Here is a 14,675-nt window from a genome sequence, read left to right as displayed (position 1 = left end):
GCATCACCATTTTTCACGTTAACCTATACTCAACAATGAACCTCTCTATTTAAACCAGCCTCTGCGCATAAACCACAACACCATGCCCCCGCCAAGCACGAACATGAGAAGGAGCACGAAGAAGTATCCATAATGCCACTCCAGCTCCGGCATGTTCTCGAAATTCATCCCGTAAATCCCGGCAATCAAGGTAAGCGGCATGAAGATGGTCGTGATGACCGTCAGTGTCTTCATGATGGTGTTCATCCGGTTCGAATTCACCGATATGTAGCTGTCCCGAAGGTCCGCCGTCATCTCGCGGTCGGCTTCGATCATGTCCGCCAGCTTCAGCAGATGGTCATAAATGTCGGAAAAATAAGCATGGTGCGCGTGATGCTGCAAATGCTGCGAGTTCACGATCCGGTACAGCAGATCCCTCATCGGCACGACCGTCCTCCGCAGGCGAAGCAGTCTGGAACGAAGCGCGAACACCTGATTCATAAGATCCTCGACCGAATCCTTTTCCCCATGGCTTTCCAGCTCGGCCAGCTCATCCTCGATGGCAAACAGGCTTGGAAAGTACTGATCCACCAGCTTATCCATGATCGTATAGGCCGTGAAGCTCGGGCCATCTTGACCCAGCGGTCCCTTACCGGCGACCGAGAGCACGCGGTCCCAAGCTTCATCCATTTCGCGCATGGCTTTCTCGTGAAATGAGACAATATACGAAGGTGCCAGAAACAGATCCACCTCGACGACACCCAGCGTATCCGGCTGTAGGGCATGTAAGACTAAGAACTGCATCTGTTCGTAATAATCCAGCTTCGGCCGCTGCAGGATGTGCATGCAGTCCTCCACCGCCAGCGGATGAAAATGAAAATAGCTATCCAGCATCCGCGCCTCCTCCGGCGTCGGCTCACTGAAATCGACCCAGATCCAGATATAGTCCTCCATTCGAATCTCTTCGAGTGGAAGCCCGATTACCGCTTCATAGCTTGGGGTAATGGCTAACGTGCGAATCATGATAAGCTCTCCTTCCAGCACCTTCGGTTTCGTTCAATAAAAAAAGCCAATCGATTCCTGATTGGCCCCACAACTATCCATGATCTATGTGTAATTACGTTTTTAGAAAAGAATTTTAAAGATGACTCCTGCCAGTACGGCCGTAATCGGAATCGTAATAAACCAGGTCACTACGATGCGTCCTGCAAGGGACCATTTCACAGCGGAGAAGCGTTTCGCTGAGCCTACGCCGAGAATCGCCGACGTAATGGCATGCGTCGTACTGATTGGCAAGTGAAGCAGCGTAGCCGAGAAGATGACGGATGCAGCCGAGAAATCCGCTGCGAAGCCGTTGATCGGCTCGATTTTGAAAATTTTCGTACCCATGGTTTTGATGATCTTCCAGCCGCCTACCGACGTACCGAGTGCCATCGCTGTCGCTGCCGAAATTTTAACCCAGAGCGGAACTTCCATCTCAGTCAATTGACCGGAAGTAACCAGAGCAAAGGTGATAATCCCCATCGCCTTCTGTGCATCGTTGGTACCGTGCGTGAAGGATTGCAGTGCTGCCGTAAAGATCTGCATCGTACGGAAGCCTTTATTCACCGTATGCGGACTGCGCTTGGCAAAGATGAACTTCAGCAGCTGCATAACCACATAACCGATCACAAACGCAAGGATAGGCGACAGAATCAGCGCTAATACGATATCCTTAAATCCGCCATAATTCAGCATGTCGCTTCCCGCGCCGACAAATACCGCACCGGCCAATGCCCCGATTAGAGCATGGGAAGAGGATGATGGCAATCCGAACCACCAGGTAACCAGGTTCCAGATGATGGCTGCAAGCAATGTTGCAATAACTACCTCGATCCCGTTATCCAGCTTGGTCGGATCCGCGACGCTGCCGCCGATGGTTTTGGCAACGCCCGTGAACATCATCGCGCCGACGAAGTTCATGCTCGCTGCAAGCAGTATGGCTACCCGCGGCTTCAGGGCCCGGGTCGAAACCGACGTTGCGATAGCATTCGCCGTATCGTGAAACCCGTTGATGAAGTCAAATGCAAGCGCCAAAAAAACAACAATTACTAATACTAACATCGTTGTATCCATTGTTCAAAGACTCCCTTACGAGTTGCGCATAATGATGGATTCCAGCATATTTGCCACGTCTTCGCAGGTGTCCGTGGTCGTTTCAAGACGTTCGTAAATCTCTTTTTTCTTGATCAGCAGAATCGGGTCAGAGACGGTGGCGAACAGATCCTTGATACAGATGCGCAGCAGCTCGTCGCCTTGGTTCTCCAGATCGTTCAAGCGGATCGTGTACTCACGAATAGCCAGAAGTTTTTTCTGAGAGAGCAAATGAATGGCCTTCTGAATTTCGTAAGCCGATTGACGCAAAATTTCGGCAAACTGTACCATGTACTCGTCAGGTTTCCCCAAATTGTACATATAGAAACGGGATGCCGTTGCTTCCAATCCGTCCATCACATCGTCCATGCTGGTTGTCAGGTCCATAATATCGTCGCGTTCGATTGGCGTGATAAACGTTTTGTTGAGCTCAGTGATGATGGTATGTGTATAGGTATCACACTGGGACTCGTATTTTTTCATTTCATTGGCAAATTCAAGCACTTCTTGAAGATTGGAAACGTGCTGCGAAAAATAATCTGCGGCTTGTACCACCGTATCGGCCATATTCTCCAACGTTTGGAAGAATATATCCTTCTTCTTCAATTTCATACTCTTAACCCCTTTTTTCGATAAATTGCCGCGAACGCCCTTATAAGATAGACAACCTTGACTATCTTATCACATCCATGGCAGGGTGTGTATAGAAAAGTAACACTCAAAAATGTAAGGAACTAACAAAATAGAAGATGCATGGATATCGCTTCATTTCCCTTGCCTATTAACATCTCCGTCTGCGTGCAAATTATCCCGATATGCATCCAACATCCACCTCTTACACATCAAGGATTCGTAATGGTCACATGGCTTTCAAAAGAAGGCGAATTCGGCACAATATTGAAATACGTCGTTCCCGGCACCAACGGCACTTCCTTGCCGTCCTTCACAAAACGGATCGCATCGCCCGCTGCGCGTACCCACTGCCCCTCGATGGCCTCTCCGCGCTGGAACAGCATCGCTTTCCCGCCCGCTTCCACATTCACGGCAAGCCGGCCCACATCATCCAGCACCTTATGATCCGCCCCCAGCACGATGACATTCGCGGCTTCAAGCTGGACATTATCGTTAAGATCCACATGCGGCGATCCATTGACCCACCGTTTGTACGTATTGGACGAACCGTCATACTGATAAGCCACCACATAACTGTCTAGTAAAAATTTGATTTCTACCTTCTCTCCGGGTTCACCGGAAATAACCTCCACAGGCGCCGTTCCTTCTGCACCTTCGCCGCTTGCAGCCGTCGGCTCCGAATAGAACGAATATTGCGGCACCTTCACGTCATTGCCATAGTTAAGCTTGGCCGCTCCTTCACGAAGCTTCTCGTCGCTGGAATACAGATTATGCGGCGCTTTGCGTTCCTTGTCTCTCCAGAAGAAGGAGCCGGCATTTCCGATCTCGTCCATATCCTGCTTGCCTTGCTTCTGGATGATGCTATAAGCTTCAGGGCTGCCGCCCGCGTGGACCAGAACGCCGCCGTAGCTCTCGCCAAGATTGATGAGATAAGGACGAATGCTGCGAATCGGCCCGATCTTCTCAATGCCGCTCTGGCTTTGGAAAATGCCGATCAGTCGCGTGATCCCTCCCTCCGCCAGCACTTCATATACCATATCCGCTTGTCCCAGACCCGACTGCGGCCTTGCCGCCGGTGCGTTATTGATCATAACGGCCAGCGGCCGCTGCGTCAGAGACGCTTCTAACGGCAATCCTGTCAGCGGTGCCTTATATGGAGAGGACGTTTCCTCTTGAGGCGCTTCGACCGGCTGCTCGATCGGAGCCTCCACCACCGGTGCCGGAGCAGGCTCCGCCTGCTGCTTATCGCCGCCGCAGCCCGACAGCATAAGAACTGTCGCCATCGACATTAAGCTTGTCCTCCAGGCGAATTTTTGGAAAGACAAAGACCCTTTGCTAAACATATGGTTTCCCCCTATGAACGCTCCCATTACTTATTACCCTAAATTTCCAACCTATTTCCCCAAAATTTCCAACCAACAATCAACTTTAGTTTACATTTAATCACAAAATCCGTGCTTTGTCTGTATATAGAAGGGATACAATCCTTTCATGAATAACCTTGGCAGCAGTTCCAACTCAAACCATGATGAGGTTCTTAACGACCCGGTTTGTGACATAAAAAAGTCTCTTAGAAGGCATACGTATAGTGTGTATGCCTTTAAGAGACTTCCTGCTTCCATGAATTTATTTTAGCCGCAGAAGTTTCCGAAGGGAAACGAGATGCCGATTGTCATCCGATCCGCAAACCAATATTGCCAAACTGCTCGCCCGCCGTCATCCGCCGGAACGCATCCAGAATCTCATCCAGCGGGTACATCCGGTCGATCAGGGGCGCAATGGTGTGCTCCTCCATGAACCGAAGCATCTCTCCGAACTCCTCGCGGCTCCCCATCGACGTACCGATCCAGGACAGCTGCGGAAAAAATAAAGCTCTCAGCGGAACCTCGACCGCATCGCCGGAGCTGGCCCCAAAGCTGACGATCCGCCCATTCGGCTTGATCACTTCCAAGTATTGGGGAAAGGTAGCCGGACCGATACTATCCAGAATCACGTCCACCTTCTCCCCTTGCAGCTCTTCGTTCCAATCCCCGCTGCTCAAAAAAGCCCTATACACAGAATAGCGCCGCGCTTCTTCGAGCTTGGCTTGGCTTCGGGAAGTGACGCTGACGACAGCCCCCGCAGTCTGGGCCATGAGCATGGCGTAGGTTGCAACCCCGCCTCCTATACCTGGTATAAGCACATGCTCGCCAGGCTTGATATGCGCCCTCGTAAACAGCGCACGGTAGGCCGTTAGCGCAGATAAAGACAGTACTCCCGCTTCCTCCCATGTCAGGTATGTCGGCTTTCTGAAGACATTGTCCGCTGGAATGACGACCATTTCAGCAAACGTACCGTCCGTGGGTCCGCCCAGGATCTGCGGCACCACGGGGACCTCTTCGGTGTTATCCCAACCGATCGTCGGATGGATGATGACTTCCGTGCCGACCGTCAGACCCCCCACTCCTTCACCCACGGCATCAATGATGCCTGCTCCGTCTGAGCCCAGAATGAGCGGAGCATCCGCCGCATGACGTCCCTTCATCAGAAACAGATCGCGGTGATTGAGTCCGGCCGTCTTTAAACGGACCCGGATCTCACCGGGACCCGGTTGTTTCGGTTCCATATTGCCGACCCGAAGTCCGTCCAGACCGCTCCGGCCGCGATGAATGGCTGCTTTCACATGAATCTCTCCCCTTCTTCCGGCTTGTGTAGGCCATGTTAGGTTCAATTGTATAGTTCGCCTCGGAGCATGTAAAATGAGTAGTAATGAATATAGCATTCAGTCAGAATGAAGTCAGGAAGGTGAGACTAATGGAAAGCGGAGATTTACGGATATTCCGCGCAGTAGCGGAGGAAGGCAGCATTACGCGGGCGGCCCAACGCCTGCAGTATGTTCCCTCCAACGTCACGGGCCGGATCCGCCAGCTGGAGGACAGGCTCCAGACGGCCCTGTTTATCCGAAGCAATCGAGGGATGGAACTGACCCCGGCCGGCGAGCGCCTGCTTGGATACACGCGTCAAATTTTAAATTTGCTAGATGAAGCGGAGAAATCCGTACAGGCAGAGGATACGCCGCGGGGACCGCTACGAATCGGTGCGATTGAATCCACCGCCGCTGCATATCTGCCAGGACGCCTGGCCGACTATTATGCCCGTCACCCCGAGGTCAGCCTGTCCCTCACCACGGGCAACTCCAGCGTGCTGATGCAACAAGTGCTGGACCGCGAACTGGACGGCGCTTTCGTGTACGGACCTTTGACGCATCCTCTGCTGAAACAGGTCCCTTCGTATAATGAGGAACTGGTGCTCATCTCCGAAGCCGGAGCGGCAAGCCAGCAGGAGCAGCTGCAGAAGCCCATGCTTATTTTGTCGACAGGCTGCACTCACCGATCCAGAGTGGAGCGCCTGCTGGCCGAAGCTGGCGTTCAACATCCGCAAATCATAGAGTTCGGTTCGCTCGAAGCCGTGTTAGGCGGGGTTGCTTCGGGTCTCGGCGTAGCGCTTCTCCCGAGGTCCAATGCCGTTTCGCTTTCCAACGAGAAAAACATTGCAGCCATGACACTGCCGGAGTCCTACCGCGAGGTCGTGGTGTATTTTATCTATCACCGCGACGTGCCGCTGAGCAGCGCCCTTCGAGCTTTTCTGGAGCCGGAGAATCAAAAATGATTGAAGTTTGACCCTCAAAGCGGGCACATCGGATCGAATGACCACAGCGTGAGAATCCCTGCACTCCTGAAAACAAAAAACGATTGAGTAATCTAGTCAATGGGAGGATTCGATTGAACGTTCACAACTTTGTGATATTTATCACGTATAATGTGAATATTTTCACTTATAATAAAGACATAGAGAAGGTGATCACTTCCCAAGGCAGCAAGAATCGACAACATCGCATCAGAAACAACGTTGTAACCCGTTAACCCAAAAATCAAAACCCATTTAAGGAGTGGTTTATATGTTTAACAATTGGCTGAGAACGAACAAAGTTGCAATGTGGCTGCTGACCTTCATCCGGGTCTATATCGGTTATGAATGGCTGACAGCAGGTTGGGGCAAATTGACAGGCGGCGGATTTGACGCTGGTGGGTTCCTCCAAGGCGCGATTGCCAATGCAACCGGCGATCACCCCGCCGTCCAAGGCTGGTGGGCAGCATTCCTGGAGCATGCGGCATTGCCGGGCGTGAAGCTCTTCAACTTCATCATCCCGCTCGGTGAGTTCCTGGTAGGTCTCGGACTCATTCTCGGTACCTTCACCACCTTCGCTGCCCTGATGGGACTGGTCATGAACGCCGCGTTCCTCTTCTCGGGCACCGTGAGCACCAACGCCCAAATGCTGCTGCTTGAAGTGCTGATCATCGTCGCTGCGGCCAACGCCGGTAAAATCGGTCTTGACCATTGGGTTCTCCCTTACCTTCGCGGCCTGTGGAATAAAATGACCCACCGTGATCATGAACCCAAAGCACCGACAACTCATCTGAAAAAGCGCACGGCTTAACCTTATAACAACCATAAAAAGACGTTGGAGAATTTCGGTTCTCCATCGTCTTTTTTTCGTGCCAAGAACCTATGCCAAATCGCAGCCTATGCGAATACTGTATTTAAATACAGATTTTTGCAAATATGAATAATTTGTTATGATGCGACATTATATAGATCGTTGCTGTTTTTTCGGCTTCCGTCGTGATTACAATTTTCAAATTCGCGAAAATCTGAAAACAAAAAAGAGAATGATTATTCATTGGAGGAGTGGTGCTGATGTTTATTCAATGGTTGCAATCAAGCAAAATCGCAATGTGGCTGCTGACGGTCATTCGGGTGTACGTCGGGTATAAATGGCTGACGGCAGGCTGGGGCAAGCTAACGGGAGGCTTCGATGCGACCGGATTTATGCAAGGGGCCATCGCCAAATCCACGGGTGAGCACCCTGCGGTTCAGGATTGGTGGGCCGTATTCCTGAAGCATGCCGCGCTGCCCGGCGTCAAATGGTTCAACGTCATCGTTCCACTGGGCGAATTCCTCGTCGGACTTGGCCTCATCCTCGGCACATTCACTGTGTTCGCAGCGCTGATGGGGCTCGTGATGAATGCTGCATATCTCTTTTCCGGTGCCATCAGCATCAACGGTCAGCTCCTGCTGCTCGAATTCCTGATCATCCTCTCGGCCGCCAACAGCGGAAAGATCGGGATCGACCGCTGGCTCATGCCCTACCTCCAAGATAAATTCACGCGCAAAGCAAAAATCAGCAGTGACCCCTCCTCTCTGCAGAATCAGGCGGTCTGATCTTACAAGGAATGTGGGAGATTAGGGACAGTATAATCACAGAATAAAATCAAGCAGATCGCTTTATTCCCCAGTAATATGAATGGGCTGCTGACCCTCAGATCCTCAGTTGAGACCGACACTTACGTCATGTCTAAAAATGAATGATTGATGCTTCTCCTCTCTCCGACCTCTTACAGCTTGATTTACCTTTATAAACCAACGGGTGACCGATGCCACCGGTACCGGTCATCCGTGTCATATAACCATTTTGCCCCAAATAACGATTTCACACCGAACCCAGCGGTGCTAGCGCTATGCTATCTCCCAATGCGTTGCATCTTTATCTACATCGCACCAGGTACTAGGTACTGCTTTGCGCATACTGCTTACAGCTTGCTGGATTTTCTTTGCAGGCTTTGTACTTACTGGCTTTATTTATTCCTTGCTGGCCATTCTTGCTTACTCACTCTGCACGTCTGCACAGAATATTGTCACTCATATTACTTACTAACTACCTGCTTACTACCCATTTAACTTACTCCCGCAATACTTCTGACACCATGCTTAACACCACATTACTTACTAATTACTCGCTTACTACCATCTAATCTATTAACCTACTCCCCCAAATGCTCCAGATACCATGCTTTACCACCACATATCCTAGTGCGTATCTTCCCCTCACTGTCCCGTGTTTCTCCTACGTCTCCTCTATATATTGCACCTGTTCGCCCTCTCGCTTATCATCTGTCACTTCCCCCTGCGAACTCACAAATTAAAAGTTTTTTATGATTTTTATCACGAATGTGATTTTAATCACATATATTGTGATTTATTTCACTTATAATAAAGACATGAAAGAGATGATCATCTTCCTAAAGAACAACATCATAGAACTTCAGCACATCCGCGAATTGGCAGGAAGCTTTCATAAAAAAGAAATGATACTTTTAAGGAGTGGTTTATATGTTTAACAACTGGCTGAGAACAAACAAATTGGCAATGTGGCTGCTGACCTTCATCCGGGTCTACATCGGTTATGAGTGGATGACAGCAGGTTGGGGTAAATTGACGGGCGGATTTGAAGCAGGCGGCTTCCTGCAAGGCGCGATTGCCAAAGCGGCCGGCGATCACCCCGCAGTCCAAGGCTGGTGGGCGGCGTTTCTGGAGCATGCGGCACTGCCGGGAGTGAAGCTCTTCAACTTCATCATCCCGCTCGGTGAGTTCCTCGTAGGGGTCGGGCTGATCCTCGGTACCTTCACTACCTTCGCCGCTCTGATGGGACTTGTGATGAACGCCGCATTCCTCTTCTCGGGTACGGTGAGCACCAACGCCCAGATGTTACTGCTTGAAGTGCTGATCATCGTCGCTGCTGCCAACGCCGGTAAAATCGGCCTCGACCATTGGGTTCTCCCTTACCTCCGCGGCCTGTGGAACAAAATGACGCACAGAACAACTAAAGGCGATGGCACCACGCACACACCTTTCAAAAAACAAACGGCATAAACATGGTAAGCATCTACAACCAAAAAAACTAACCTATTGATTACACAGCCCGACTTGAGCAATCAAGCCGGGCTGTTTTTGTTGGGGTATACGTTGGAGTTCTGGCATATGGGTCGGGCACCGTCATACATTTGAGCTTTGTGATACATTTGAGCTTTGTGATACATTGAACTTTGTCTTACATTGAGCACTGTCATACATTGAACTTTTTGTGATACATTTGAGTGCCATACATCTGAGCGTTGTACTTACCTTCTAGCGTCGTACATAAGTTCGAGCGTAGTTCATACGGGCACTGCCTAGTCACTTACTATTTTAGCGGACTCAGCGGACCTTATTTTGTCCAAAAGAACCCTTTTTTTAACACGAACGGACCACAGATCCGTTATTCACCTAATGAGGTCCTCATTTTGCCGATTATCCGCTACTTAACGGATCGTGTGTCCGATAAACCCTTCAAAAGCGAGCATATTGCGAAAATAGCGGATCTGTGGTCCGATACTGCTGGGCCTAAGGACTGACCAAGTCACTGATCGGCAACTTATCGGGCTCTGTGTCCGGTAACTCCTGCAATACCGTGCCGTTAGCGAAAATAGCCGATCTGAGGTCCAAGAGCGTCATACTTACGTTCGAGTGTCGTACTTACGTTCGAGTGTAGTCCATACGGGCACTGCCTAGTCACTTACAATTTTAGCGGACTCAGCGGACCTTATTTTAACTAAAAGCACCCTTTTTTAACACGAACGGACCACAGATCCGTTATTCACCAAATGAGTTCCTCATTTTGCCGATTATCCGCTACTTAACGGATCGTGTGTCCGATAACCCCATCAAAAGCGAGCATATTGCGAAAATAGCGGATCTGAGGTCCAAGAGCGTCATACTTACGTTCGAGCGTCGTACTCACGTTCGAGCGTAGTTATACAGGCGCTGCCTAGTCACTACGATATTAGCGGACTCAGCGGACCTTATTTTGACCAAAAGCACCCTTTCTTTAACACGAACGGACCACAGATCCGTTATTCACCAAATAAGGTCATCATTTTACGGATTATCCACTACATAACGGATCGTGTGTCCGATAAATCTTGCAATACTGTGCCAATAGCCAAAATAGCGGATCTGAGGTCCGATACTGCTGGGCCTAAGGACTGACCAAGTCACTGATATGCAACTTATCGGGCTCTGTGTCCGGTAACTCCTGCAATACCGTGCCGTTAGCGAAAATAGCCGATCTGAGGTCCGAAAGCGTCGTACTCACGTTCGAGCGTTGTACTTACGTTCTAGCGTCGTACATAAGTTCGAGTGTAGTCCATACGGGCACTGCCTAGTCACTTACGATTTCAGCGGACTCAGCGGACCTTATTTTGTCCAAAAGCACCCTTTTTTTAACACGAACGGACCACAGATCCGTTATTCACCAAATAAGGTCCTCATTTTGCCGATTATCCGCTCCTTAACGGATCGTGTGTCCGATAACCCCATCAAAAGCGAGCGTATTGCCAAAATAGCGGATCTGTGGTCCGATACTGCTGGGCCTAAGGACTGACCAAGTCACTGATCGGCAACTTATCGGGCTCTGTGTCCGGTAACTCCTGCAATACCGTGCCGATAGCCAAAATAGCGGATCTGAGGTCCGTTACGGCCAGGCCGTAACTCGTTTGACATACCATTCCCTTAGCGGTTGTATAAAATAGCCCATGCAATCCTACTTCCAGGACTGCATGGGCTTACCCAAGACCAAAGCTTGCTCAAAATATTATTTCTGCACCGCTGCTTTCAGAATATCGATCTTCTGTTCCCTGGACATATCCCATGTGGTTGAAATGCTGTATTCAAAGCCACCTTCATGCCAAAACACGTATTTTGGATAGACATGCGCCGGGAAATCATCCTCAAAGAACCCTTTCTTCTTACTTCCCTCTGGGTCCAATGTATATTTAGAAATGGCCAGTGTGTCCTTCCCGTTCGTATATTCAAGACGAATGGTTGCCGCCTCTTTCCAGTCTATCTTTTTCGCGTAGATGGGTTTTCCGTTCTCCTTGCCTTCGGCCCTTATTTCATCAAGGAACTTTCCTTCGGTTGGACCTTCAATTCTCGCTTTGGAAAACTTATAACCCTCCGGCAAGTTGGCAGGCTGCTTCAGAATAGAACCCTCCAGCGTGGAAGCTCTATTCAAGTAGTCCTCGTAAGCAGTGAATTTTTCTATACCTCCCCAATAACTTAGGTCGAATCCGCTGTTAAGATCCTTATATTTATGATACAGAATATACATATCGCCTGTCTCTTCGCTTAGCTTCTTCACTCTATTGGTCTCAGCTTCGATATACTTCTTATCCTCTGGAGTTAGAGCCTTGGCTGCTGCTTCTGCTTTTTTTTCGGCCTTTTCCAGCTCTTTTTTGTAAAGCTCGCGGTCAATATCCCCCTTGGGATAGATAATATCCGGCACGTTATTGACAACAGCTCCACCCTGTTCCGACTGCACGGAAGCCTTTGACGTTACGTTTCCTGCATCGCTTTCCTTAGCATTAACCAATGTCACGCTGCCTAGCGCGAGAATCATCGCCATCCCCAGAATGGACAGGCGATAGGATTTTTTGTGAAAATGTTTAATCATCGTAAGTCTCCTTTTCATTTGTTTATGCGTGGCGGACAGGCCGGCAAGCCCCGGCTGACGTTGGTTTCCTGAAAAATGGTCCAACACATGGATGATCGTTTGTCCGTATGCATTGTTTTGCTGCGGGCTCATCCGATTCAAGGCGTATGCATCGCAGGCCATCTCCTGGTCTTGTCTCGCTTTATGTACGGCTAGCCATAATAACGGATTAAACCAATGGATGATCAGGATGATATGCATTAACCAGTTCACTGCGACGTCCCGCCGCTGAATATGTGCGAACTCATGCGCCAGAATATATTGAAGTTGATCCTTTTGCAGCGTGATGAGCAGACTGGGCGAAATGACGATCGCCGGTTTGTTAAAACCGACCACGGCAGGTCCAGGAATTCGCTCACTGGCTACAAACTGCACGGTTTGCTTCACGCCTAATTGCTGTTTCGTCTCGTGAAACACGGCCGATAGAAAAGGCGTATCTATTTTTCGGCCCGTGCGCAGGGCTTGTTTCAATCGAAGCTGGTCGTATACCGTTTTGACGGCAAGAAGCAGCACACCCGCAAGCCAAACCGACATCAGTATATTGGTGAAGCCTATCTGCTTGAACCCATTCCACCAATAACCGCTGTTCTGCACGGGTCCCGATTCAAGGGATGGAGCAGGTACTTCCGAAGTTCCGCTTGCTTCCGGGTGTATAGAGCGCTCAACATGAATCGCCGAGCTTATTCTCCCCGTTTCCTTCCAAAGCGGTGAAACTTGAGTTTGTTGATGAATGCCGGGCACTATGGCCTCCAGAGACAAAACATTGTATAGGCTAAGCGAGGATTCCGGGGCCCAAGGGAGCAGCAAGCGAATGGCCACAGGAAACCAAAGCCAGTATCTCCATCTGGCTTCAATCTTGTTTTTTAGTAGAAATTGCAGCATCAGGACAAGGACGATCATGATGCCGGCCATGAACGATCCGCGAATGACCCAGCCGAAAAACAACAATAAATTTTCATGCAATGTATGACTCATCAGGGCTCTCTCTTTTCTGTTTCCCCGTCGCTGCTGTTCTCGTCAAACAAAGCCTTCAGATCCTCGATTTCTTGCGCATTCAGTTTTTTATCCTGCAGAAAGTTGGCCAGCATCGGCTTTAAAGCTCCCCCATAAAGTTTTTTCATGAAGGATTTGGTTTCGGACTGCAGATACTCCTGCTCGCTGATGATCGGATAAAATAGTTGGGTGCGCTTTGAACCCTTTTCCAGTTTCGCACCCGCTGCTTCCTTCTGCACCAGACGACTGAGAAGCGTCCGAGTTGTATTGGGGCTCCACCCCATCAGATCCGTCATTTTCTTTACAACCTCGCTGGAAGGACAGTCCGGATTAGCCCACAATACGCGCATAATTTCCAGTTCTGCATCCGTAATCGGTGGTATTTGATTCATGCATGAAACCTCCAATGTCAATTCAATAAAACTACATGTGTAGTTATGTTAATGCTACGATTGTAGTTTGATAATGTCAACATGTTTGGTGAAGAAAATTTTCTCGGTTTAGTTACATGCAGTATACTTGTACCGCTTGTGGGAATGTTGATCTGCAAAAGAACTCATGCCATCCTATTTCCAGAGCTGTATGGCCTGTCCGCAAGTCCTGCAGCTGACGCAAATGTTATTTTTTCACAGCTGCTTTCAAAATCTCGACCTTCTGTTTCCTGGACATATCCAAAGAGGAGGTTGAAATGCTGTATTCGAATTTGCCGCCATCATACCAAAAAACGTATTTTGGAAAGACATGCGCCGGCAGCTTATCGTCAAAGAAACCTTTTTTCTTGCTTCCCTTCGAATCTACCGTATACTTGGAAAAGCCCAGCGTGTCTTTTCCGCTCGCATATTTAAGACGGATGGTTGCCGCTTCTTTCCAATCGATCTTTTTCACATAGATGGGCTTTCCGCTCTTCTTGCCTTCGGCCCTTACTTCATCAACGAACTTTCCTTCGGTCGGACCTTCAATGACCGCTGTTAAAAACTTGTATCCCTTTGGCAGGTTGGCAGGCTGCTTCAAGATGGACCCCTTCAGAGTTGAGGCTTTTTTCAAGTAGTCCTCGTATGAAGTGAATTCATGTATCCCTCCCCAATAGCTAATATCAAATCCGCTATTTAATTTTGGGTACTTATGATACAGAACGTACATATCACCCGACTCTTGGGCCAACTCCTTCACTCTCTGGATCTCATCCTCGATAAGCTTTTTTTCCTCTGCAGAGATAGACTTGGCTGTTTCGGCTGCTTTCTTGACAGTAGCTTTTGGGGCTTTTTCGTAGGATTGCGCCTTCGCCGCGAGGTTTACGGAAGAACCCATTAATAAAATGCTGCTTAGTGTCGCGATTGCTACTTTCGTTGCTGCTTTCATTTGGTAATACTCCTCTCCGATAATTTTTATTTACAAACTACAGATGTAGTTTCAATACAATACTACGACTGTAGTTCAATAATGTCAACACGGTTTGTGTAGAAAAATTTTTTGGGGTTTGGTTGAATACAAAAAAAAGAGCCGCAGCGCCTGCGGATCATGGCGAAAAAAG

12 protein-coding genes are annotated in these 14,675 nt (G+C 49.2%); 4 read left to right on the top strand and 8 right to left on the bottom strand.

Annotation, left to right across the window (positions count from 1 at the left end):
* Nucleotides 1-45: 45 nt before the first annotated feature.
* From corA to AC0VZ8_RS04985, 5 genes are all read right to left on the bottom strand, one after another.
* Nucleotides 46-1,002 carry a magnesium/cobalt transporter CorA gene (gene corA, locus AC0VZ8_RS05005; protein ID WP_071221506.1) on the bottom strand — a complete coding sequence of 319 codons (957 nt, stop codon included), beginning with the start codon at nt 1,000-1,002 and terminating at the stop codon, nt 46-48.
* 102 nt (nt 1,003-1,104) lie between these two features.
* Nucleotides 1,105-2,094 carry an inorganic phosphate transporter gene (locus tag AC0VZ8_RS05000; RefSeq protein WP_071221507.1) on the bottom strand — a complete coding sequence of 330 codons (990 nt, stop codon included), beginning with the start codon at nt 2,092-2,094 and terminating at the stop codon, nt 1,105-1,107.
* A gap of 15 nt (nt 2,095-2,109) precedes the next feature.
* The gene (locus AC0VZ8_RS04995) at nt 2,110-2,724 is read right to left on the bottom strand and encodes a DUF47 domain-containing protein (RefSeq protein ID WP_475486203.1); all 615 of its coding nucleotides are present in this window, start codon (nt 2,722-2,724) and stop codon (nt 2,110-2,112) included.
* Between the two features lie 230 nt (nt 2,725-2,954).
* The gene (locus AC0VZ8_RS04990; RefSeq protein WP_475486202.1) at nt 2,955-4,034 is read right to left on the bottom strand and encodes a DUF3048 domain-containing protein; all 1,080 of its coding nucleotides are present in this window, start codon (nt 4,032-4,034) and stop codon (nt 2,955-2,957) included.
* A 383-nt stretch (nt 4,035-4,417) separates the two neighbouring features.
* Nucleotides 4,418-5,407 carry a zinc-binding dehydrogenase gene (locus AC0VZ8_RS04985; RefSeq protein WP_475486201.1) on the bottom strand — a complete coding sequence of 330 codons (990 nt, stop codon included), beginning with the start codon at nt 5,405-5,407 and terminating at the stop codon, nt 4,418-4,420.
* A 131-nt stretch (nt 5,408-5,538) separates the two neighbouring features.
* Between AC0VZ8_RS04985 and AC0VZ8_RS04980 the strand changes: the two genes are divergently transcribed.
* From AC0VZ8_RS04980 to AC0VZ8_RS04965, 4 genes are all read left to right on the top strand, one after another.
* The gene (locus AC0VZ8_RS04980; protein ID WP_260065072.1) at nt 5,539-6,393 is read left to right on the top strand and encodes a LysR family transcriptional regulator; all 855 of its coding nucleotides are present in this window, start codon (nt 5,539-5,541) and stop codon (nt 6,391-6,393) included.
* Between the two features lie 289 nt (nt 6,394-6,682).
* Complete coding sequence (locus AC0VZ8_RS04975) at nt 6,683-7,222, top strand: DoxX family protein (protein ID WP_475486200.1); 540 nt, start codon at nt 6,683-6,685, stop codon at nt 7,220-7,222.
* Between the two features lie 260 nt (nt 7,223-7,482).
* Nucleotides 7,483-8,007, top strand: a complete 525-nt coding sequence (locus AC0VZ8_RS04970) for a DoxX family protein (protein WP_071221512.1) — start codon at nt 7,483-7,485, stop codon at nt 8,005-8,007.
* Between the two features lie 948 nt (nt 8,008-8,955).
* The gene (locus tag AC0VZ8_RS04965) at nt 8,956-9,495 is read left to right on the top strand and encodes a DoxX family protein (RefSeq protein WP_216532958.1); all 540 of its coding nucleotides are present in this window, start codon (nt 8,956-8,958) and stop codon (nt 9,493-9,495) included.
* Nucleotides 9,496-11,254: 1,759 nt separating this feature from the next.
* Here the strand turns inward: AC0VZ8_RS04965 and AC0VZ8_RS04960 are convergent.
* The 3 genes from AC0VZ8_RS04960 to AC0VZ8_RS04950 all read right to left on the bottom strand — a co-directional run bounded on the left by AC0VZ8_RS04960 (nt 11,255) and on the right by AC0VZ8_RS04950 (nt 14,503).
* Complete coding sequence (locus AC0VZ8_RS04960; protein ID WP_475486199.1) at nt 11,255-13,126, bottom strand: M56 family metallopeptidase; 1,872 nt, start codon at nt 13,124-13,126, stop codon at nt 11,255-11,257.
* Complete coding sequence (locus AC0VZ8_RS04955) at nt 13,126-13,536, bottom strand: BlaI/MecI/CopY family transcriptional regulator (protein WP_071221516.1); 411 nt, start codon at nt 13,534-13,536, stop codon at nt 13,126-13,128. The genes AC0VZ8_RS04960 and AC0VZ8_RS04955 overlap by 1 nt, the downstream gene beginning before the upstream one ends.
* A 226-nt stretch (nt 13,537-13,762) precedes the next feature.
* Complete coding sequence (locus AC0VZ8_RS04950; protein ID WP_260069126.1) at nt 13,763-14,503, bottom strand: hypothetical protein; 741 nt, start codon at nt 14,501-14,503, stop codon at nt 13,763-13,765.
* Nucleotides 14,504-14,675: the final 172 nt, after the last annotated feature.

Source organism: Paenibacillus sp. QJM3NY_38 (assembly GCF_056173265.1).
This window is presented reverse-complemented; position numbering and strand designations above follow the sequence as displayed.